This is a genomic window from Streptomyces sp. NPDC046557, from assembly GCF_040645975.1.
Taxonomy (GTDB): Bacteria; Actinomycetota; Actinomycetes; order Streptomycetales; family Streptomycetaceae; genus Streptomyces.
The window spans coordinates 1-20,822 of the sequence record NZ_JBEYZH010000034.1; the positions used below are offsets into that span (position 1 = coordinate 1).

The 20,822-nt window shown below is 71.1% G+C and carries 21 protein-coding genes and 3 pseudogenes; 15 read left to right on the plus strand and 9 right to left on the minus strand.

Translation table 11 applies throughout. The features are described 5' to 3' along the window. The 4 genes from ABZ934_RS31065 to ABZ934_RS31080 form a co-directional block, all read left to right on the plus strand. Positions 1 to 284 (plus strand): phosphatase PAP2 family protein (locus tag ABZ934_RS31065; RefSeq protein WP_361319495.1); only part of this gene is annotated, 284 nt, incomplete at its 5' end. Continuing rightward, positions 281 to 961: a phosphatase PAP2 family protein gene (locus tag ABZ934_RS31070; RefSeq protein WP_361319497.1), complete on the plus strand. Its 681-nt coding sequence runs from the start codon at positions 281 to 283 to the stop codon at positions 959 to 961. The genes ABZ934_RS31065 and ABZ934_RS31070, both read left to right, overlap by 4 nt. Continuing rightward, the gene (locus ABZ934_RS31075) at positions 958 to 1,620 is read left to right on the plus strand and encodes a response regulator transcription factor (protein ID WP_361319499.1); all 663 of its coding nucleotides are present in this window, start codon (positions 958 to 960) and stop codon (positions 1,618 to 1,620) included. The genes ABZ934_RS31070 and ABZ934_RS31075 overlap by 4 nt, the downstream gene beginning before the upstream one ends. After that, on the plus strand, positions 1,617 to 2,978 hold the full coding sequence (locus ABZ934_RS31080; RefSeq protein WP_361319501.1) for a HAMP domain-containing sensor histidine kinase: 1,362 nt from the start codon (positions 1,617 to 1,619) through the stop codon (positions 2,976 to 2,978). Before ABZ934_RS31075 ends, ABZ934_RS31080 begins: the two co-directional genes overlap by 4 nt. Here ABZ934_RS31080 and ABZ934_RS31085 read toward each other — a convergent pair. Further along, the gene (locus ABZ934_RS31085; protein WP_361319503.1) at positions 2,959 to 3,774 is read right to left on the minus strand and encodes a hypothetical protein; all 816 of its coding nucleotides are present in this window, start codon (positions 3,772 to 3,774) and stop codon (positions 2,959 to 2,961) included. The two genes, ABZ934_RS31080 and ABZ934_RS31085, sit on opposite strands and share 20 nt — an antisense overlap. Positions 3,775 to 3,878: 104 nt before the next feature. On the opposite strand from ABZ934_RS31085, the gene ABZ934_RS31090 reads away from it, so the two are divergent. Continuing rightward, complete coding sequence (locus ABZ934_RS31090) at positions 3,879 to 4,940, plus strand: sodium-dependent transporter (RefSeq protein ID WP_361319505.1); 1,062 nt, start codon at positions 3,879 to 3,881, stop codon at positions 4,938 to 4,940. Here ABZ934_RS31090 and ABZ934_RS31095 read toward each other — a convergent pair. After that, the gene (locus tag ABZ934_RS31095; RefSeq protein WP_361319507.1) at positions 4,906 to 6,192 is read right to left on the minus strand and encodes a HAMP domain-containing sensor histidine kinase; all 1,287 of its coding nucleotides are present in this window, start codon (positions 6,190 to 6,192) and stop codon (positions 4,906 to 4,908) included. The two genes, ABZ934_RS31090 and ABZ934_RS31095, sit on opposite strands and share 35 nt — an antisense overlap. A 24-nt stretch (positions 6,193 to 6,216) precedes the next feature. Here ABZ934_RS31095 and ABZ934_RS31100 point away from each other — a divergent pair, with 24 nt between their 5' ends. From ABZ934_RS31100 to ABZ934_RS31120, 5 genes are all read left to right on the plus strand, one after another. After that, entirely contained in the window at positions 6,217 to 6,498 is a 282-nt protein-coding gene (locus ABZ934_RS31100) for an FtsX-like permease family protein (RefSeq protein WP_361319509.1), read from the plus strand. Between the two features lie 23 nt (positions 6,499 to 6,521). After that, positions 6,522 to 7,259, plus strand: coding sequence for a response regulator transcription factor (locus ABZ934_RS31105; RefSeq protein WP_361319577.1), 738 nt, complete (start codon positions 6,522 to 6,524; stop codon positions 7,257 to 7,259). A gap of 164 nt (positions 7,260 to 7,423) precedes the next feature. Beyond that, positions 7,424 to 7,555: a hypothetical protein gene (locus tag ABZ934_RS31110; RefSeq protein WP_361319511.1), complete on the plus strand. Its 132-nt coding sequence runs from the start codon at positions 7,424 to 7,426 to the stop codon at positions 7,553 to 7,555. Then, on the plus strand, positions 7,552 to 7,959 hold the full coding sequence (locus ABZ934_RS31115) for an ATP-binding cassette domain-containing protein (RefSeq protein ID WP_361319513.1): 408 nt from the start codon (positions 7,552 to 7,554) through the stop codon (positions 7,957 to 7,959). The genes ABZ934_RS31110 and ABZ934_RS31115 overlap by 4 nt, the downstream gene beginning before the upstream one ends. A 132-nt stretch (positions 7,960 to 8,091) precedes the next feature. Then, positions 8,092 to 8,673 (plus strand): hypothetical protein, encoded by a 582-nt coding sequence (locus ABZ934_RS31120; RefSeq protein ID WP_361319515.1) that lies wholly within the window; start codon positions 8,092 to 8,094, stop codon positions 8,671 to 8,673. 475 nt (positions 8,674 to 9,148) lie between these two features. On the opposite strand, the gene efeU is transcribed toward ABZ934_RS31120, so the two are convergent. The 4 genes from efeU to ABZ934_RS31140 all read right to left on the minus strand — a co-directional run bounded on the left by efeU (position 9,149) and on the right by ABZ934_RS31140 (position 12,599). After that, a complete protein-coding gene (gene efeU, locus ABZ934_RS31125) occupies positions 9,149 to 9,994 on the minus strand; it encodes an iron uptake transporter permease EfeU (RefSeq protein WP_361319517.1) in 846 nt (281 codons plus the stop codon). 21 nt (positions 9,995 to 10,015) lie between these two features. After that, positions 10,016 to 11,164 (minus strand): iron uptake system protein EfeO, encoded by a 1,149-nt coding sequence (gene efeO, locus ABZ934_RS31130; RefSeq protein WP_361319519.1) that lies wholly within the window; start codon positions 11,162 to 11,164, stop codon positions 10,016 to 10,018. A 128-nt stretch (positions 11,165 to 11,292) separates the two neighbouring features. Next, the gene (locus ABZ934_RS31135; protein ID WP_361319521.1) at positions 11,293 to 12,231 is read right to left on the minus strand and encodes a M56 family metallopeptidase; all 939 of its coding nucleotides are present in this window, start codon (positions 12,229 to 12,231) and stop codon (positions 11,293 to 11,295) included. Continuing rightward, a complete protein-coding gene (locus tag ABZ934_RS31140; protein WP_361319523.1) occupies positions 12,228 to 12,599 on the minus strand; it encodes a BlaI/MecI/CopY family transcriptional regulator in 372 nt (123 codons plus the stop codon). Before ABZ934_RS31140 ends, ABZ934_RS31135 begins: the two co-directional genes overlap by 4 nt. A 159-nt stretch (positions 12,600 to 12,758) precedes the next feature. Between ABZ934_RS31140 and ABZ934_RS31145 the strand changes: the two genes are divergently transcribed. The 4 genes from ABZ934_RS31145 (at position 12,759) to ABZ934_RS31160 (ending at position 18,573) form a co-directional block, all read left to right on the plus strand. Further along, complete coding sequence (locus ABZ934_RS31145; protein WP_361319525.1) at positions 12,759 to 13,433, plus strand: DedA family protein; 675 nt, start codon at positions 12,759 to 12,761, stop codon at positions 13,431 to 13,433. A gap of 1,401 nt (positions 13,434 to 14,834) precedes the next feature. Beyond that, positions 14,835 to 15,842: an ATP-binding SpoIIE family protein phosphatase gene (locus ABZ934_RS31150; protein ID WP_361319527.1), complete on the plus strand. Its 1,008-nt coding sequence runs from the start codon at positions 14,835 to 14,837 to the stop codon at positions 15,840 to 15,842. 275 nt (positions 15,843 to 16,117) lie between these two features. Next, positions 16,118 to 17,386, plus strand: coding sequence for a DUF3533 domain-containing protein (locus ABZ934_RS31155; RefSeq protein ID WP_361319529.1), 1,269 nt, complete (start codon positions 16,118 to 16,120; stop codon positions 17,384 to 17,386). 308 nt (positions 17,387 to 17,694) lie between these two features. Beyond that, positions 17,695 to 18,573, plus strand: coding sequence for an isocitrate lyase/PEP mutase family protein (locus ABZ934_RS31160; protein WP_361319531.1), 879 nt, complete (start codon positions 17,695 to 17,697; stop codon positions 18,571 to 18,573). Positions 18,574 to 18,620: 47 nt separating this feature from the next. Here ABZ934_RS31160 and ABZ934_RS31165 read toward each other — a convergent pair whose 3' ends face one another. Together ABZ934_RS31165 and ABZ934_RS31170 are read right to left on the minus strand one after the other, a co-directional pair. After that, positions 18,621 to 19,052, minus strand: coding sequence for a cupin domain-containing protein (locus ABZ934_RS31165; RefSeq protein ID WP_361319533.1), 432 nt, complete (start codon positions 19,050 to 19,052; stop codon positions 18,621 to 18,623). A 186-nt stretch (positions 19,053 to 19,238) separates the two neighbouring features. After that, a pseudogene (locus ABZ934_RS31170) lies at positions 19,239 to 19,485 on the minus strand (glycosyltransferase); the annotation flags it as partial. A 436-nt stretch (positions 19,486 to 19,921) separates the two neighbouring features. Between ABZ934_RS31170 and ABZ934_RS31175 the strand changes: the two are divergent. Continuing rightward, positions 19,922 to 20,575, plus strand: a pseudogene (locus ABZ934_RS31175) (sulfatase-like hydrolase/transferase); the annotation flags it as partial. A 31-nt stretch (positions 20,576 to 20,606) separates the two neighbouring features. Here ABZ934_RS31175 and ABZ934_RS31180 read toward each other — a convergent pair. Next, positions 20,607 to 20,794: pseudogene (locus ABZ934_RS31180) on the minus strand (hypothetical protein); the annotation flags it as partial. Positions 20,795 to 20,822 lie beyond the last annotated feature (28 nt).

A 20,822-nucleotide genomic window follows, 5' to 3' on the forward strand; every position in this document is an offset into this window, starting at 1 on the left:
GCGACTGGTCGTTCCCCAGCAACCATTCCGCCCTCGCCGCCGCGGCCGCCGTCGCGCTGCTCTACGTATCGCGGCGGCTCGGCGCCGCCGCCCTGACCGCGGCCGTCCTCATGGCCGCCTCCAGGGTCTGGGTGGGCGTGCACTACCCGCACGACGCACTCGCCGGCTTCCTCATCGGCGCCCTCGTCGCGGCCTCGGCAGCCACCATCGTCCGACGGAACCAAGACTCCTGGGCGGAACGGCTGAAGCGAGGCGTGCTGCGTCCCCTCCTGGCCGGCGCATGAGCCGCGCCGGCCTCGCGCGCCGGATCGCGTGGGTGGCCCTTACCACTGCGGCGCTCTTCGCCATGCTGACGGTGTGGATCGTGTGGGCCCCGAACCAGCTGCTGCCCGCCGACGCGTTCCTGCACCGCTGGTCCGTGGAGCACCGCCCGGCCGCCTTGGTGGCGGGGGCCCGCGCCCTGACCGACACCGGCACCGGCGTGATTCCCTACGCCCTGCTCCTGCTCGCCGGCCTGTACGCGGGGCGCACCATCCGGCAGCGCGCCTGGACGGCGGCCGCGCTGATGCTGTGCCTCGGCGCGGGACAGGCCCTGCGCTACATGACCATGACCCTGATCGCCCGCGCACGCCCCCCGGTCGAGGACTGGGCCGCCCAGGCCTCCGGCTGGTCCTTCCCCTCCGGCCACAGCACCACCGGAGCGATGACCGCCGGGCTCCTGGTCGCCGCACTGCTGCTGCGCGGCGACCGGACCCCGCCCAGGACGCTCGTGGTGCTGATCGGGCTCTGGGGCGCGGTCGTCGGCCTCACCCGCGTCTACCTGGGGGTCCACTGGTTCACCGACGTGATCGGCGGGTGGCTCTTCGCCACCGCCTGGCTCTCCCTGCCGGCCTGCGCGTACCTGCGGCGTACGGGTGACCGGCCTACGGGTGACCGGCCGTCCGGCGGACGACTGACGTGAGGCAGCGCATCCTCGTCGTCGAGGACGACCACGCCCTGCGGGACGTACTGCTGCGCGGCCTGCGCGACGAGGACTTCGACCCGGCCCCGGCGGCCGACGGCGCCGGGGCGCTGCGGCTGGCCGACGAGGGCTTCGACGGCGTCGTCCTGGACGTCGGGCTGCCCGACGCGGACGGCCGGGACGTCTGCCAGGCCCTCAGGGCGCGCGGTTTCACGGCTCCCGTCATCTTCCTGACGGCGCACCGCAACCTGGCCGACCGGCTGACCGGGTTCTCGGCAGGGGGCGACGACTACCTCGCCAAGCCCTTCCACCTCGCCGAGCTCGCCGCACGCCTGCGCGCCGCGCTCAGGCGGGCAGGCCCGCCGGCACCCGCCGCTGCGGGCGACCTGCTGCTCGATCCGACCCGCCACACATGCACCGTGGCAGGAGCGCGCGTGGACCTGACGCCGACCGAGTTCCGGCTGCTGGCCGTGCTCATCGCCGCAGCGGGCGGGCTGGTCACCCGCCGCGACCTGGTCCGGGCCGGCTGGCCCGAGGGGGCCCAGGTGAGCGACAACACCCTCGACCAGTACCTGAGCCGGCTGCGCCGCAAGCTCCGTACCGCCGGAAGCGACCGTACGCTCGCCACCAGCCGCGGGATCGGACACCGCCTGTCATGAAGCGCCCCCGCCGCCGGCTCCCGTACACCCTGCGCGGCCGGCTCTCGCTGGTGGCCCTGGCGGCCGCGGCCCTGCTGATGATCGTACTCACCGTCGTCTTCAACGCCGTCGTCCGCCAGCGGCTCCAGCAGCAGGCGGACGATCACCTGATCACCCGGGCGGCCGCCGTCGCCGCGACCGTCGACACCTCGGGGCCCACGGCCCGCGTCGTGGAGGTGCCCAATGACGACGCGCTCGACGCCGATGTCTGGATCTACGCCGGACCCGTCCGGCTCGAGGCCCCGCCCGGCGTGGCGGCGGGCGGCCCGCTCGACCGGGCCGCGGACGCCCTCGCGGCCGGGGGCGGGCGGCGGTGCGCCACCGTCGGGGGGCGGGAGCCGGTGCGCTTGTGCGTCCAGCCCGTCACCGGTTCCGGGGGCGCGTCGGCCGCCGTGGTCACCGCCGTCGGCCTCACGCCCTACCGCGGTTCCGCGGACACGGTGCTGTACGCCTCACTCGTGCTCGACGCGGCGATGCTGGCCTGCACGTACGCGCTGACCCGGCTCGCGGTGGGCCGCGCCCTGCGTCCCGTACGCACCATGACGAAACAGGCCACGAGCTGGAGCGCCCTCGCCTCCGACGAGCGGTTCGGCGACGTCCGGCGGCCCGAGGAACTTGCCCTGCTCGGCGGCTCGCTCGACGCGCTCCTGGACCGGATCCGCGCGGGGCTGCGCCACGAACAGCAGCTCACCCGGGAGCTGTCCCACGAGCTGCGCAACCCGCTCGCCCGGATCATCGCCGAACTCGACTGGTGGCAGAGCCGGCCCCGCTCCGCGGCCGAGTCACGAGCCGCCTGCGCCGCCATCGAGGACGCCGCGCGCTCCATGCACACCATCTGCGACACCCTCCTCGACGACGCCCGCCACAGCACCGTCGCCACGCGCGGCGCCACGGACGTCCGGTCCGCGCTGGTCCGGCTTGTCGCGCAGCTCCCCCCATGCGGGCGGGTCGAGGTCCATGTCGCCACCGGGACCGAGGGCCTGACCGCCGGCGTCCCGCAGGCGCTCCTCGAACGGGCGGTCAGTCCCGTCCTCGACAATGCCCTGCGTCACGCCCGCTCGCGGGTCGGGTTGAGCGCCCGCCGCCAGGAGGCGTACATCCGCATCGAGATCACCGACGACGGGCCGGGAGTCCCGACGGACTTCACTCCGGAGCTCTTCCGCCCCGGACGGCGGGCCAACCCCTGCGACGGACACGCCGGAGCGGGCCTCGGTTTGCCGCTCGCGCGACGCCTGGCCCGCTCCGTGGACGGCGACGTCCACCACGACGAAGCGCATCGTCACGGCGCGCTGTTCGTGGTCACACTGCCGGCCGGCTGACTTGCTCCCCGTCCGTGACGTCGCGCCGGGAGACCGTCAGGAACACCACGAGGCCGAGGATCACCGTGAGGAACAGCGCGCTGGTGACCACGGTGCCGAAGCCCAGGCCGCCGTCCTCGACGGGCTGGGACAGGTAATCGCCGATGGAGGCCCCCAGCGGGCGGGTGAGGACGTACACGGTCCAGAAGCTCAGTACCGCGCCCAGCCCCATGGTGTAGTGCGTGAGGGCGACCGCCGCGATGACCAGGCCGAACAGCAGGGCCGCGACCCAGTAGCCCAGGGACATCCGCTCCGCCACCAGGTCTCCGGCCGCCGTGCCCAGGGCGAAGGTGAACAGCACCGCCGCCCAGTAGAACCCTTCCCGGGGGACCGAGTCGACGCGGTAGATCGACAGCGTTCCCTCCCGCTTGAACCAGAGGGCGAAGGTGGCCGCCAGCGCCAGGGCGAACACGGCCGTCGTGACCTCCAACGGCACGCCCAGGTTGTCCGTGAGGTTGTCGCTGATCAGCGTGCCGACGACACTGACCAGGACGACGACCAGCCAGTAGATGCCGGGCCGGTACGCCTTCGTGCGGAACTGCGCCACCAGCGCGATGACCAGCAGGGCCGTCATCACAAGGGAGGTCCCCGTGAGTCCCAGACCCAGCTGGGCGTTGAGGTAGTCCGCCGCGGTCTCGCCCACGGTGGTGCACAGCACCTTGATGACCCAGAAGTACGCGGTGATCTCGGGGACCTTGTTGCGCAGGGGTGCGACGGGCGCTCGGGAGTCGGTGGCGGGATGCGTCTCGTATGTCATGGCGTGGACGTTGCCGGCACGAGCCTGAACACATCCTGAGCACGTGGGCCGGACCCGCCCGGGCCGGGCTTTCCGCCGCCGGGCCCGCGCCTACGCTCGCCGTCATGGAGACCGCTCCCGCGTCCGGACATCCCCTCGACAGGCCGCTGGGGTTCCTGCGCCGACGACTCGGCTGGGCTTCCTGCGCCGCCTATGGCGCGGCCGCCCTTCTTCCGGCCCCGGGGCTGTGGCTGCGGCACGGCCACAGCGCGGCCCTGGGCGGACACCTGTGCGCGGGCTTCAACGTCACCGAGATACTGCTGGCCGCCGTCCTCCTCGCGGCCGGGCTGCGGGCCTGTCCCCGCGCCCTGGCCCGGATGCTGCGCCGGCCCCGTGTCCTGCTGGCCGGCTTGGGTCTCCATTTGGCCGCGCCACTGCTGATCATCCCCGTCATCGCCGTGGCGCTGCGCTGCTCGCCCGACTCCGACGGCGGCAGTGGGATGGTGGCCGCCATGGTCCTGACGCTCGCGATGCCCGTGGCCGCCGGGGCCACGGTGTGGACGAGCGGTGGCCGGGGCGACGAACCGGCGATACTGGGCCTGGTCCTCGCGTCCGCCCTCGTCAGCCCCCTCACCGTACCGGTCACGATCGGCGCCCTCGCGCCGCTGCTGAGCGCCGAGTACGCGCGGCCGCTGGCCGCCGCCGCGGGCGGCATGGGCGGCGGCTTCGCCCTCACCGGGGTCCTGCTGCCGTGCGCCGCCGGCATCGGCTGCCGCCTCCTGCTGTCCGCTCGCGCGGAGCGCACCGTACTGCCGGTGGCCGCGCTGACGGCCGCGCTCGCCGCGCTCCTGCTCACCTACGTCAATGCCAGCGGCGCGCTGGGACAGTTCCTCAGCCGCCCCCGCCCGCTGCTCCTCCTCGCGGCGGTGGGTACCGCGGCCGCCGTGTGTGTCCTGTCCTTCGGATGGGGCCGCTGGTGCGCCCGCGCCCTGCGTCTGGGCACGCCCGCAGGCATGTCCGTCACGCTGGCCTGCGGCATGAGCAACAGCAGCGCGGGCGCCGTGCTGATCACCACCGCGATGCCGGACCGGCCGCAGATCCTGCTGCCCGTCCTCGCGTTCAGCCTCCTACAGAAGCTCGCCGCGAACCGGATCACCTGTCGTCGTCCAGTGGCAGCAGCAGGGTGAAGCGGGTGGGGGCGGTTCCGGACAGGGAGAGGCGCGCTCCGGCTGCCTCGGCCAGCTCCCGCGCCAACGCCAGCCCGATGCCGGATCCGTCGCCGATTCCCCGTTCGAAGATCGCCCGGGCGTCGAGGACGGCGGTTCCCTCGTCGGCGACGTCCAGCGCGAGCGCGGTTCCCAGGTCGCGCAGGGTCAGCGAGACGCTTCCGTCGCCGTGGCGGTGGGCGTTGTCCAGGAGGACGTCGAGGATCTGGTCGGTGGTGCGACCGGGCGCGGGCAGGTGCGCCGACTCCGGTTCCCACACCACGTTCAGACGGCGGCCGTCGCGGGCGAGCACGCCGTGCCACCGGCGCTCCACCCCCTCCAGCAGATCACCGACCCGCTGCGCGGAGGCGGGTGCGGCCGTGGCCGTACCGGAGGACGCCAGACGCAGCACTTCGTCGATGGTGCGGTCCAGGTGACGTGAGCGCTCCGCCGCCTCGGCGAGCGCGGCGCGGAGGTCCGCCTCCGGGTCGGCCAGAGCCGCTTCCAGGCCGAGCTGGAGTCCGGTCAGGGGAGTGCGCAGTTGGTGGGAGGCGTTGGCGGTGAAGTGCCGTTCGCGTTCCAACATCCGTGCCAGACGTCCGACCATCGCGTTGTGGGCGCGCGCCACTTCGTCGATCTCGGTGATCGTGCTGCGTGCGGCGCGCGCCGTCAGATCGCCGTCGGCGATGGCGAGCGACGTCCGGGCGAGGACCTCCAGTGGGGAACTGAGTGCGGACGCCTGCCGGCGGGCGACGACGACCGCCGCACCGAGCGCCAGCAGACAGACCCCCAGCAGGGCCGCCCAACCCCACAGCACCCGTGCCCACACGCCGCGTGAACCGGTCGAGGCACGGACCGCCCCGATGACCCGCTCACCGCTGGAGACGGGCACGACGACGACGAGCTCGCCGTCGGACTGCTGCTGGGCCACGCCCCCGTCCAATGCCTTGCGGACGGTGGTTCCGCCGGTCGCGGGCCCCGCCCCGGAGAGCAACCGGCCGGCCGGGTCGTAGAGGCCCAGCCGCACTTCGCCCTGTCCGCCCGGCAGTTCCACCGGGTCCCCGGAGCCGAACTCGGGCCCGACGCGTACGACGGCCGCCATGGCGGCCCGTTCCAGTTCCCCGCCCTCATCGGCGTAGAACGTGAACCGGATCGCCACGGCCAGCGGCACGGCGAGCAGAAGAAGGGCCACAGCCGCCGCCACCAGGGCCACACGGACCACGCGCGCTCTCATGCCGCCCATCATGAGGTGGCGGCGGTGCCGAGGGCGGCTTCAACGCCCCGCGGGCTCGTCCTGGCGGAAGCGGCCGCGCTGACGGCCGCGGCGTTCGCCGGGGGCGCCCTTGTCGGCTGGGCCCTGTCCGGGTTGCTGGTCAAGGCCCTCACCGGTGTCTTCGACCCGCCCCCGGTCGGCGCGGCCGTCCCGTGGCACTACCTCCTCCTCACCGCCGCCGCCACCGTCACGGCCCTCGCCGTCGCCGCCGTGAACGCCGCCCGGCGCTCCACCCGCCCGCCCGTCGAGGAACTGCGCGAACTGTGACGCGTACGCCTACGCTGCTGACCATGCCCGCGCGCCAGGACCGCAGCTCCGCCCCCGTCCTCCTCGTCATCGAGGACGACCACACCATCGGACGGCACCTAGAGACCGGACTGCGGGCCCAGGGGTACGCCACCACCTGGTGCCGCACCGGCAACGGCGGCCTCACCGCCGCCCACGCCGCACCCCCGGACGTCGTCCTGCTCGACCTCGGACTGCCCGACGCCGACGGCATCGACATCGCCCGCGAGCTCCGCAGCCGGTACCCGGAGCTGCTGCTCGTCATCCTGACCGCCCGCACCGACGAGATCGACGTCATCGCCGGTCTCGACGCGGGAGCCGACGACTACCTCGTCAAGCCTTTCACCCTGTCCGTGCTGCTGGCCCGGCTCCGCGCCCACCTGCGCCGGCTCCCCGCCGGTCAGGACGACCGGGAGACGACGTACCGGATCGGCAGCCTCCTCCTGGACACGCGAGCCCGCCGGTGCACGCTCGGCCACGTCGAGGTCCCCCTGCGCCCCAAGGAGTTCGACCTGCTCGCGGTGCTGGCGCAGCACTCGGGAACCGCCGTGTCGCGCGAGGACCTCATGGCACGGGTGTGGGACGAGAACTGGTTCGGTCCGACGAAGACGCTGGACGTCACCCTCGCCTCGTTGCGCCGCCGTCTCCAAGCGGCGGCCCGAGAGGCGGGACCGCCCGTGGAACCGCCGAGTGTCTCCACCCTGCGCGGCTACGGATACCGCCTCGAAGCGGACCCCGGCTGACCGGGCCCGCACGCAGGACTGCGCCGGGGTTCCGAGGCACCGGGCGGTGCGGAGGCGGGGCTTTACCGTCCTCTCACCATGAGCGGGCAGGGCGCTAACCGGCCACTGCCTAGCGTCGGAGGAGACCCGCGGTTCCGTTCCGTCTCCCGAAAGGCGCCATGATCATGCGACGTACCCCCGTCCCGGCCCCCGCGCCCTCCGCAGAGCGGCGAGCCGTCCTCGCCGTCGATGCCCCCCAAGCCTTCGGGTCCGACCGCCGGGTCGACCGGCCGGGCCGCGGAGAGGTCCTGCCGTGACCACCGCGGGCACCCTGCTCCTGCGCTGCCAGGACGCAGCCCGCACCTACGGCCACGGACCGGCTGCCGTGGTCGCCGTGGACAGCGCGACCTGCCAGGTCCACGTGGGTGACCGGATTGCCATCACGGGCCCTTCGGGCTCCGGTAAGTCGACCCTGCTGCACCTGATGGCAGACGTCGAACAACCCACGGCCGGAGAGATCAGCTGGCCGGGGCTGCCCCGGGTACCGGCGCACGGACAGGTCGGAGTCGTGGGCCAGGGCCTCACCCTGGTCCCCGCGCTGAACGTGGCGGAGAACTCCGCGCTACCCCTCGCAGCCGGCCGGCGTTCCCAGGGAACGGGCGCGGCTGAGGGCCCTGCACTGCCTCTCCGTGGTGGCGGCCACCGACCTAGCCCGGAGTGAATTCGGCAAGGGGACCGGGGGCTCCTCCCGCCAACGCATCATCGCGAAGGCTGACTCAAGGCTCCCCCATGCAGACGCCGGTACCACCTCGGGGATGACGACCAGCCGTCGAGGACCGAAGAGGCTGATGCCATGACAGCGATCGACGGACCTCTCCCGACCACGACTGCGCACGGCACCGAACGGCCGGTCCCACCATGGGCTTCCATCACCGCCCATGCGATCCCTTTGCTGCTGCTGCCCCAGTGCTTGTGGCGGCTACCGTTCGCCTTCGGCTTCGAGATGGGCCTGGACGTGGACGGGGCGATGCCGTCGTCGTTGTGGGTGTCCGTCCCCTACGTCTTCGGGCTCAGCTTGATCACGGAGGGGTTGGCACTGCTGTCCTTCGGATTGGTGCGGGGATGGGGCGAGGTCGCCCCCGAATGGCTACCGTTCATCGGCGGGAAACGGATCGCTCCCTCTGCGGCGATCATCCCCGCCACCCTCGGCGGCCTGGGCGCGACCGCGTTCTGGGCACCCGTGCTGCTGAGCTGGTTCGGTGTGGGTGACGCCGCCCGGTTCAGCAGTGGCGGCTGGCAGACACTGGCCCGCCTCTGCATCGCCCCCGGGATGCTGTGGGGTCCGCTCGTACTGGTGCTGACCTACGCCTACTACACGCGCCGCTGCCGCCCTGCCAAACACCATGGGCACAGGGGCGGTTCCGTGGCTGCCTGAAAGCACGTCATGAGGTCCGGACGGGCGTCATGGCGACGCCTGTCCAGACCTCGTCGCATGCTGGACCGCGTTGGTGCCACATTGGTGCCGCGGAGTCGGGTGTCAGCGGATGGCGACGCTCAGAACCTCTCGGGTGGCTGATCCGCCTGATGCTCGTCCGGCTAACCGGGCAGCCATCGCGGTAGAGCCATGAATCCCACCGAAAGACCGCCCGAGCCAAGGGTCCTGGGCGAGCCAGTTCCCCAGCACCCGCTCCGGCAGCCCGCCCACACCGCGGACCGCCTCCGGGCCGCGGCCCTGAGCCGTGGCCTGGGCCTGCAGGACCTCGGACATCCGCGCCACAGCGTCGGCCGGCCCGCGCGGCAGGCCGCCCAAGGCGTCGTTGAAGGTGCGCTCGACGCTCGCGGGCGCCCAGCCACTCCCCCGCCCGCTCCGTTCGGGCAGCCGGCAGCACTCTGCCGCGCTGTAGCTGCTTCTATTCCGCTGCCGGCACTCCGGCGGCCTGCGCCCGGGGGACGGACCGGGACCGTTCCGGAGTAAGGAAGAAGGCCATGACCGGGAGCAGGTAGAGGCCCCACACGCTCACCTGGAGCACGGTGGGGTCGGGCTGGAAGTTGAAGACGCCCTTGAGGAGGGTGCCGTACCAAGAGTCCGGCGGGATGGTGGTGCTGATGTCGAAGGCCAGGCTGTGAAGGCCGGGCAGGATGTCGGCTTCCTGGAGGTCGTGGATCCCGTAGGCGAGGACGCCGGCGGCGACCACGACGAGCATGGCGCCGGTCCAGCGGAAGAACTTGGCCAGGTTGATGCGCAGGGCGCCCTTGTAGAAGAGCCAGCCCAGCACGACGGAGGTCGCGAGCCCGAGGAGGGCCCCGACGAGGGGGCGGACGCCGTCACCGGTGGCCTGGACCGCGGTCCAGATGAACAGGGAGGTTTCCAGGCCCTCGCGGCCGACGGCGAAGAAGGATGTCACAACGAGGGCGCCGGTGCCGACGGCGAGTGCGGCGTCGAGCTTGTCCTGGAGTTCGCTCTTCAGGTGGCGGGCGGTGCGCCGCATCCAGAACACCATCCATGTGACCAGGGCGACGGAGAGCACGGACAGGGTGCCGCCGAGGGCTTCCTTGGCCTGGAACGTGAGGCTGGAGGAGCCGAACTGCAGGAGGGCGCCGAAGGCGAGGCTGAGGGCGACGGCGGTGCCGACGCCGGCCCACAGGGGCGGAAGCCGGCGGCGGTTGCCGGTCTTGACGAGGTAGGCGACGAGGATACAGACGACGAGGCTCGCTTCGAGACCTTCGCGTAGTCCGATCAGGTAGTTGCCGAACATGGGTGGCTGTGTCCTTCCGGACTACTTGACGACGGCGGCGAGCTTGGACAGGGGTTCGGCGAGTGCGTTCACCGCGTCCGAGAGTTCCTTGCGCTGCGGTTCTGCGACGGTGTCGTAGGAGGCGTACTGATAGCCACTCGTGCCGTTGCGGTACTTGTCCAGCAGCGTGGTGAGGGACGCGAACTGCCCGTCGAGATCCTTGACGAGTTGGGGGGCGTTCTTCGCGGCGGCGGGCTTGAGGAGCTCATACGCCTTCTGGGCACCTTCGAGGTTGCCCTTGAAGTCCACCAGGTCGGTGGGGGAGTAGCGGTCCTCCTCTCCGGTGATCTTGTTGCGGGAAACCTCGTCGAGGAGTTCCTTGGCACCGTTGGCCATGGACGTGGGACTGATTTCGGCGGTGCCGACCCTTTTCACCCAGACGTTCAGGTCGGTCATGAGTTGATCGGCCAGTTCCTTCTCCCGGTCACCGATCTTGCCGTCCTGCCACAGCGCCTTCTCCAGGCGGTGCCAGCCGGTCCAGTCTTTCGCCGGGTCCTGGCCCGCCTCCAGGCCGTCCTCGCGGACATCGACTTTGGGGTCGATGTCGCCGAAGGACTCGGCGACCGGCTCGGTGCGCTCCCAACCGATGCGCGAGGGGGCGTAAAGCTGCTTCGCTGCTTCGAGGTCGCCGGCTTTGACGGCGTCGGCGAAGGCCCGGGCCCGCGGGAGCGTTTCCTGTGCCTGTTCGAGGACGTAGGAGCGGTAGGCGGCGAGCGCGCCGTCCGCCTCGGGGCTCCGCTTGGCGGCCGCGTTCTCTCCGGTAGCGGTGACCTTCCGGCGGATGCCGTCGCCCTTCATACCGGGCTTGCAGGCAATCTGGTAGGCGCCCGCCTTGATTTCGGCGGTGACGGTGGCCTTGGTACCGGGGCCGATGTTCTCGCGTTCCGCCGCGATCCGGTCGTCCGGGAACAGCACGTACACCTCGGTGACTTTGGAGCCCGTGTTCTCCACGTCCAGGGTGAGGCGTCCGGCGGGGAACTCGGCCTTGGAGACGTCGCAGGCCGAGTCCGAGGCCGTCACCTTGATCGCTTCATCACCGCCCGCGGGCTTCTGCGCACACCCCGGCAGTGAGACGACGGCCGCAACGACGCTGCTCACGCCGAGCAGCAGGCGGCGACGGCTCGCGGACATGGGGCCTCATTTCACGCAGGAGACGCGGGCAGCCGGGCATCACGCCCGGCCGCCGCGGAGTCTACTCAAACGTAGACAGTGAGGGAAGCCTGCCCTTAGTAAGTCTCACCCACGCCCGGGTCCCCACCTCAATCGGACGGGCGCTCACCCTGGGCGATCTCGACCCCGCGGTGCAACCAGACGGCCCCGGCCACGGAAGAGGCGCCCGCCGCCGTACAGAGCAGCGCCATGGCAAGCACAGCGGGTGCGATGCGCCTGACGGGTGCCTGGCCGAGCAGGGCCCGCACCCGGGCCGGGACCGGTCCGGTGACCGCGCCCGCCACGAGCACGGACCGCCCGGGTCGATCGGCACCGCGGTTGGTGGCCAGCGCCGCTCGCCCCACGGCGTGCGCGGTGAGGGTGCGGCTGCCGGTGGCGCTAGCGGCCGATTCGTCCGCCGCCCGCTCGGCGGCGAAAGACACCTGGGGGACCACGGCGGCCAGCGCAGGGTGGCACCAACCGGCCAACTGGGCAACGGCAAGGAAGAGATGATGACGCGCGGCGAGGTGCGCGCGTTCATGGGCCAGCAGAACCTCACCCTCGCGCGGGTCCAGAGAGCGCAGCATGCCGCTGGTCACCACGACCCGGCCCGGGCCCGTCAGACCGGGCAGTGCATAGGCATCCGGGCGGGGGTCGTCCAATACGCACAGCCCGGCGACGTGCGGAAGGTGGGCGACGGCGCCGTGGGCAATGCGCAGACACCTCGCCTCGCAGAGGCCACGCCGGACCACGATGACGACGGTGACCCCGAGGATCCCGGCGGCCAGGGCGGAGACACCCAGCGTCAGGTGCGCCGGCCCGGCACGGAGCGGCTGGGTCAGGTGTACGAGCGCGGCCACGGGCGGGATCGTCAGGGCGAACGGCAGTAGCAGCACTCCCAGGCACGCCACGACCCCGACGGCGAGCACACCGGCGGCGGCGGTGATCGCCCACAGGGCAGCCGCGGGCCTCACCCGGCCCGCGGCGCGCCGGGCAAGCGGCGGCAGGATCCAGGGCAGGAGCAGGGGGACCAGCAGCAGGGCGATCATTGACCGTCTCCCTCCAGGAGCCGCCTGAGCTCTGCCTCGTCGTCGACGCTGAGCCCCTCGACGAACCGGGCCAGGACGACGCTGCGGTCGCCGTCCTGATCGAGCTCACGGTGCATCCGGCGAGCCGCGAGGCCATGGGCATCGGCGACCGGAAAGTACACGAAACTCCGCCCGCCCGGCCTCCGGTCGATGATGCCCTTCTCATGCAACCGGGCGAGCAACGTCGCCACCGTGGTCCGGGCCAGAGGTTGCGGTATCGCAGCCCTGACCTGCGCCGCGGACTGCGGCCTCCCCGCTGCCCACAAGGCCGCCAAAACGCTGGCCTCCAGCTCGCCCGCCGGCCGACGTTCGCTCGCGCTGCCCGTCATGGAAAACCTGCCTCCCACGAGATCGTCTACAGTGAGGTAGACCGACTACTGTTTTGTAGACACCGAGGTGGGTGAACCGCGCCGGCGGCGGGTCCGGGAACCTCTTCGTCTGCGGCGGTGCGCCCCACCCCCGCCACCATTATCGACGGGACCGCGCCCATGCCCCTTGCACACCTCGCCTCAGCACCGCCGGTACAGCTGGCCGTGAACCTCCTCGACGCCCAGTCCCTGCTCGCCGCGTTCGGAACCATCGGCATCGCGGTCATCCTGTTCGCCGAGACCGGGCTGCTCGTCGGGTTCTTCCTGCCCGGCGACTCGCTTCTGTTCACCGCCGGACTTCTGTGCACGGGCTCAGCCGCCTCTCCGGGGCACCTGTCGCTGCCCTGGGTCCTCCTCGCCTCTGCCATCGGCGCCCTGGCCGGCGCACAGACCGGCTACCTGCTGGGTCGAAAGGCGGGGCCCGCCTTCCTGACCCGGACGAAGTCCCGCAAGATCGGCGAAGGCGCCGCCCGGGCGGCGGAGATCCTGCATCGCTACGGGTACGCGAAGGCCATCGTCCTGGCGCGCTTCATGCCCATCGTGCGGACCGTGCTGAACCCCCTCGCCGGAATCTTGAACGTCCCGGCCCGCGCGTTCGCCCTGTGGCAGGTTCTGGGCGGCCTGCTGTGGACCACCGGACTGGTCCTAGCCGGTTACGCACTCGGCGCGTCCGTGCCAAACGTCGACCACTACCTCCTGCCGATCATCGCGGTCATCGTCGCCGTATCCCTCATCCCGGTCGCCCTGGAGGTCCTCCGCGCCCGCCGCGCGGGCAGCACCGACGGCGGCATTTGACGCCCCGCCCGGTACCGTGGCGCCGGTAACGACCAAGTCGGTCAAGCGCGGCGGAACAAGTCATCGCCATCTGCCGCAGGCCGCCCGGCAGCAGCCCGGGGCGCCGGGTTCAAACGCCTCGCCGTCCGCTGGGAACGCCGCCCCCACTCCACGACGTCTTCGTCCCCCTCGCATGCAGTCTCATGTGCCGGCGGCGCCTCAAGAAGCGGAAGTGGTCACGGTGTGACGAGCTCTCAGTGTCGTTTTGGAATCAGGTCGGGACGACAGATTTCACATGCGCCTCGCTGGGCCTGCACCTCGCTTCGAGGGACGGACCGGACGTCATGGATCTCGTCTCCTCTCCACCGAGCGTATCGCTGCCCGTCTTTGATTCCTTCACAGTTGGGCGTCCGATGGTAGACGCTCCCGCCTTTGGTGATGTAAACCCTCCGGGGAAGGTCCGATCGCAGTGTTAGACAGTGGTCGCACTGGGAAGCGGGCAGGAACATCACTTCACAGAAGTCGTCGTCCATACTCCCATTTTCCCGCACCGATGCCTGCGTGACCACCTCTTATCGGTCAACTGCCCTTTCACCATGGACTCTTGAAGCCCCTTGCGTAGACAGGATCCACATCCTCCATTTGCGGGTCCCTCCAGAGATGCATGTGCGTATGAAAGGTCTGTAGTCCAGCTCCGCGAAGACCAGGTGGACACGACGTCCCGTATCCGGCAGTGAGTGGGATTCCCTGCGAGGTCATCTGTGCCCACGAGCCCAAGGCAGTGTCGGAGGCGAGCCTCTTGCACACGCTTACAACATCCGGCGAAGCGTCCTCGACCGGCTGCTGCGGGACCACGCGGCCGCCACGTCAGGTGTCGATCCGGGCGAGGGCCTCGGCGAGGTGGTCCTGTCAGTTGTGCCGGCGCGCTTTCGGCGAGTTTCGGTCGCCCGAGAGCTTCTCCTCGAATTCTGCTTATGCTTGGCCCTTCAGCAGCTTCGGGCCAAGGCACGGCAGACCAGGTTCACCGGTTCAGGGCTTCCGCGGGTGGTCGGGGTGGGCAGATCATGGGGCGGTGGGCCCTGCGTTGGATCTGGCGGACGGGTGCCGCTCCGAGGCTGAACCCGCGTTCTCCTTCCTGGTCGAAGATGCGGGATTCGCGGCTCCCGAGTTGGCCGAGCATGGCCTGCTCTTCCGTGGTGTTGAGCCGGCTGTGGAGGTGTGGCTCCTCGAAGGCCGCGAACCCGAGGTCGCGACGCGGGTGGCCGTGGTTGGACCTGATGGTGCCAAGGGCGAGGGACTTGGCTGGACGGGCTGTACCTTGCCGCCGGCTGCGGGCCTGCTCAGGACGTCCCTGGCTCGGCTCCGACCCGGCGGTCGGCCATCAAGCGAGTTCATCAGCAGGCCACGGCATCGCGCCGCCTCATGACGATGGGGCGCCTGCGCACCGCGGTACGGACCCTGGCCGATCTGGACCTGGCTCCCGAGGAACTGCTCACTCACCTCAATGGTCAGGTCAACCGGTGCCACGACCAGCACGGCGAGGACCTCGCCGGCATGGCGACCGGCACGACGTGCGTATACGCCGTGTTCGACGCGATCTCACGGTCCTGCGCGGTGGCGCGAGCCGGCCATCCACCACCCGCGAGGGTCTCGGCCGACGGCAGGATCGACCTGCTCGACGTGCCGGGCGGTCCTCCACTCGGTCCGGGCGGCGCACCGTTCGAGAGCGGCGAACTTGCCCTCGCTGACGGGGACATCCTCGTTCTGTACACCGCCGGGCTGCTGCAACCCGGCGGCACGGAAGCGGGGAGCCGGCCGAACACCGCTCCGCTCGCCGGTCGGCTGCGCGAGGCCCTGGCGGAAGCAGTGGTGGCTCCCCATCCCTCCCGCCGCGCACCCGGGCTCGACGACATCTGTGACCACCTGGTCCGTCGAGTCGTGGGGGACCGGCCCGACGACGATGTGGCGCTGCTGGTGGTACGCGTACGCGGACTCCCACGGGACTGCTACGTCACCTGGGACCTGGAAGCCGTACCAGAGAACGTCGGCCGTGCTCGTGCGCTCGCGACGGGCAAGCTGGCGGAGTGGGGGTTGGCGGAACTCGGCTTCACCACGGAACTCCTGGTCAGCGAACTCGTCACGAACGCCATCCGATACGGGACTCCACCTATCCAGCTCAGATTGATCCGCGGCCACACCCTGATCTGCGAGGTCACCGACGCCAGCAGCACCTCGCCCCACATCCGGCGCGCGCTGGAAACCGACGAGGGGGGACGCGGACTCTTCATGGTCGCCCAACTCTCCCAGCTGTGGGGCACCCGCTACCACGCCCGCGGTAAAACCATCTGGGCTGAACAACCCCTCCCCGACAGCAACAGTGCCGACTCCCCCGGCGCGCATCCGCAGACTCCTCACCCGCACGAACCGTAACCCGTGCCTCGAAGCCGACACCATCACCTCGCGCCGACTCCCACCTCCTTCCGTCCCCATCCGGCCGAGCGAGACGATCCGAAGAAGCCACCTACTGCAACGGGGGGAGGAGTGCGAGGCGGACGGCGGCCTTCTCGTGCGCGGGGCCCATCCTGAGCTCTCGCGAATGTTCGCGAGGTCGGCGGAGGAGCGCTCGCCCGGCCGCCCGAACCGCCGCCCGCCGCCCGCCGCCCGCCGCCCGCCGCCCGCCGCCCGCCGGAAAGCTACGGAGACCCATGTCCGTACCCGCCGTCACCGAAACCACTGCCTTGGCCCTGTCGCGCCGTCCCCAGCTGTGGCTGATCCCCACGATCCTCACGGGGCTGCTCGCCCTGCTGCTGTCCCTGCTCTACATGGGCGGCATCGTCAACCCGAACGCAGACCTTCGTGACCTGCCCATCGCCCTCGTCGACGATGACATCGGCCAAGCACCGACCGGGCAGCAGCAGAACCTGGGGGCACAAGTCACAGCCGCCATCGCCGCCGACCCCGCAGGCGGCAAGGCCGACTGGCGCCCGTTGACCCGCGCTCAGGCCCAGGACCAGCTCGACTCCGGCAAGGTGTACGGCGCACTGGTGATCCCGGCCGGCTTCACGGACTCCGTCACGGCCCTCACCACGTCCGGGGCCACGCGACTGCCCACGATCACCGTGCTCACCAACCCCGGCAAGGGAAGCCTTGGCTCCTCCCTTGCCAGTCAGATCACGACCCAGGCCGCCCACCGCGCATCCCAGTCCGTCGGCCAACAGCTCACCGCAGCCGTCGGCGCCCAGGCCGGCCCGACCGCGAAGCTCCTCCTCGCCGACCCCGTGCACGTCGTCACCCAGGTCGGCCACCCCATCGGCACCCACAGCGGGCTCGGTCTGACGGCCTTCTACTACACCCTGCTGCTGGTACTGGCCGGGTTCATGGGCGGCAACGTGATCAGCAACGGCGTCGACACCGCTCTCGGCTACGCCGACAACGAGATCGGTCCCTGGCACGCCCGCCGCCCGACCGTGCCGATCAACCGCACACAGACGCTTCTCCTCAAGATGGTGATGACCGCGGGCATCACCCTCATCAGCACCGCGCTGGTGATGCTGGCCTGCGTCGCCGTCCTCGGTATGGACGCGTCCCACCTGCCACTGCTGTGGATCTACTCCTACTGCGCGGCCCTCGCCGTCGGCCTGGGTGTGCAGGCCATCAACGCCGCGTTCGGCGGGGTCGGCCAGCTGGTGTCGATGTTCGTGTTCATCGTGCTCGGCCTGCCGTCGTCGGGTGCCACCGTTCCGCTGCAGGCGGTCCCCGGCTTCTATCGCTTCCTGTCCCACTTCGAACCGATGCGCCAGCTCAGCGATGGCGTACGCGCGATCCTCTACTTCGACGCCCGCGGTGATGCCGGACTCACCCGCTCATGGATCATGATCGCGGTCGGCACCGTCCTGGCCCTGCTCTTCGGTTTCGCCATGACCGTCTACTACGACCACAAGGGTCACAAGCGCCTCACACCCCAACCCACCTGACCCTGCTCCCCGGCAGTGGGCGATTCGATCGCCCACTCTCCCGTCACCGGCGTCCGGCATCAGTCCGCCGACCGGTCGGCGGGCCGGCCGGCGCCGGGGCTGGTCCCGCCGTCGGTGAAGCCTCGGCGTCAGGGTGGTAGGAGGCACGTTTCTGCGATGAATGCGCTACGCCGTCGGCGTGAGTGAACCGCCGTAAGGACCATTCCCCGGAGATGGTCAGGAAATGATCTGTTCTTGGTAAAGCACTGCTGCGTCGCAGCGCCATTCCGAGTCCTCGACGCAGAACGCACCTTCGGAGGATCCTGACGATGAGTTACGGAAACGAGCTGCGAGAGCAGATCGCCAAGCCCGGCACCACACCGCTGATCGGCGTGTACGACATGTACTCGGCTTCGGTCGCCGCCGGACACTTCGACGGGATGTTCGTGTCCGGGTTCGGCTTCGCAGCCTCCTACTACGGGCTGCCCGACATCGGTTTCATCGCCTGGCCCGACATCATGGCCTTCGTCCAGCGGCTGCGCGGCGCGTTCCCCCGCCATCACCTCCTGGTCGACATCGACGATGGGTACGCCGACCCCGAAGTGGCCTGCCACGTCGTGGCAGGGCTTGAGCGGCTCGGTGCCTCAGGCGTCATCCTGGAGGACCAAAAGCGTCCCCGCCGGTGCGGGCACACCGACGGCAAGCAGGTGCTGCCGCTGCCCGAGTACCTTGAGAAACTCGACATGGTGCTCGCCACGCGCAAGGACCTGGTCGTCGTCGCCCGCACCGACGCCACCGAGGAGAGCGACATCCTCTACCGTGCGGAAGCCCTGGCCGCCACCGGCGCCGACGTCGTCCTGGTCGACGGCGTCCGCAGCGTGGAGTGGATCGAGCGGATCCGAGGGGTGGTGGGCGGCAAACCGCTGCTGTTCAACCAGATCGCGGGCGGCAAGTCCCCACGCCTGTCCCTCAGCGAGCTGGGCGACCTCGGCATCGACGTGGCGATCTACAGCACCCCGTGCCTGTTCGCCGCGCACCGGGCGATGGACACCGCCCTCGCCGAACTCCGTCTCGCCGACGGGCGCCTGCCCGCCGCCGAGACGGGCGAAGAGATCGGCGTCGCCGAATCGATGAGGTTGTTGGCCGAGAACATCGCCCGCCATCGCGCTCTCCCCGCCGCACGCGACAGCACTGGCGTGAACGTATGACCAGGGCCCGGCTGCGGGCCGCCGCCTGCTTGCGGTGGCCCTGCTCGTCAGAGCATCTCGAAATCGTCGAAGTCGAACCCCGGAGCGACGACGCACGACACCAGGACAGGCTGGTCGCAGGCCGGCTCGGCGGTCTGCCAGACGCCCGCCGGCACCAGGACCTGCGGTCGCTCCCCCTGCTGGACACCGGGTCCGAGGACCGATGCGGTCGTTTCCGCCGGCGCGTTCCCCCTCCCGCCGAGCCGGATCGTCAGCGGTCCGCCGCAGTGCCACAACCACAACTCGTCGGAGCGCACGCGGTGCCAGCGTGAGACCTCGCCCGGGTGAAGGAGGAAGTAGATGCCGGTCGCGAAGGGGCGCCTCCCCGCGTACCCGTCCGGTACCGCCTCAGCACGGGTCCGCCAGGTACGGCGAAACCATCCGCCCTCGACGTGCGGCTCAAGTCCCAGACGTCCGACCAACTCGGAGATCTCACCCATGGCCGTACATCCTGGCGCACCGCGCCAGAACCGCCGCCCGGATCGGCGGCGTGTCTTCGGCACGGTTCGCCGGCGGGCGGGCGTGGTCGCAGGCGAACCGTCGCAGGGCATGGCGAAGCCGGCGTTCCACACCACCGACAGGGGCCGCCGGCCGCAGGATCTACCGGCCGAGGTGTGCGACTACTCCGCGCAGGCCAGGAACCCGAGCACTTGCGGCCCCAGGAGGTCGGCGGCGAGACCGAGGGGGGATGCGGCGAGCATGCCGTTCAGCGGGTCCGGCTCGCCCTGCGGGGCCGACGAGGACGCCGGCCGCGAGCAGTCGGAGCCGGTCGTGCCGGTCCAGGAGGTCCGCTGCCCGGCGCAGTGAGCCCGGCGACCACCAGGAGTCGTCGTCGCTGAAGGCCACGTACGGGGTCCGGGCACGGCGTACGCCCAGGTTGCGGCCGGTCGCTCCGAGGTTGCGGCGGGTGTGAGCACGGTCGCCTGCGGATGGCGCTCGGCCACTGCCTGAGGGTGCCGAATCAGGACGACGGTGGTGCGCGGATCAGCACTCACGGCTTCCACACGCACAGCGGCTCCTTCAGCGACCCTGGGCAGCCTGCCGAGGCGAGGCCGGCGGTCGGGAGCCGGTAAGGGGGCCGGGGGCCGGCAGTGGCCACGTTGGGTTCCGACCGGCACGGCACGAGGCACCGTCGTGGACCGGCGCGGGCAGCCCCTACTCCGGCACGCGCGCCGCCGGCGTGCTGCTCGCCCGTACGAGCGCCGGACAACCGGGCGGGTGCGTGCCGCGCCGGTGGGAGGGCCTGTCGGCCGGTACCGGCTGTTGACGCCCGCGCTCGCACCCGGCGTGCCGGCGCACGAACGTGGGCATGAACCCGCCAAGTGACGGTCCGGACAGGGGCCGGTGCCGAGGAGAGGGGAACCACTTGGCGAGGCCGCCCAGTGTCATCCTGACCGATCAGCAGCGCTGGGACACCACAGGGGTCCACGGCAATCCCGCGGACGTGACGCCCGAGTTCGACGGGATCGCCCGTGCCGGGACCCATTTCTCATTGGCGTTCACGCCGCAACCGGTGTGCGCGCCGGCTCGGGCGACTCTGCAAACCAGGTGTTGGCCTAGCAAGACGGGGGTGTTCCGCAACGGGATCGCCCTTCCGGCCGGTGTGCCCACGCTGGCATCGGTGTTCGAGGAAGCCGGATATGTCACGGGGTACATCGGCAAGTGGCACCTCGGTGGGGCGGATGCTGCCGAGGCAGGACGGGTGCCACCCGGCCGGCGGGGTGGGTACCGGCGGTGGTTGGCGAGCGATCTGCTCGAATTCACGTCGGACAAGCGGTCGGCGCACGACGCCTCCGTGCGAGTACCCCTGGCCGTGATCGGGCCCGGTTTCACGGGCGGCGGGCGGGTGCACCGGCCGGTGAGCACCGTGGACCTGGCACCGACCCTCATCGAGGCGGCGGGTCTGAGTGTGCCCGCGTCCATGCAGGGAAGGTCGCTACTGCCGCTGGTCGGGGGCGGCTCCGAGGCGGACCGCCCGGGCGAAGTGTTCTTCTGCCCTTGGCATCGGGATGCTCGCGAAGGCGGCGCTTCACGTCGTCGGGCTCCGGCGGATGGGCCAAGTGCCGCTTCTCGTCGAACTTCGGGTGCACCCAGATCGCCCTGCCGGTGCCCCGTACGAGACGTCCCCCCGGCGACGGAACTCCTGCAGGGCCTCCAGAACGGGTACTCGTGAGTGGTCCATCGTTCCTCCCTCGCGGTTCAGGGCGCGC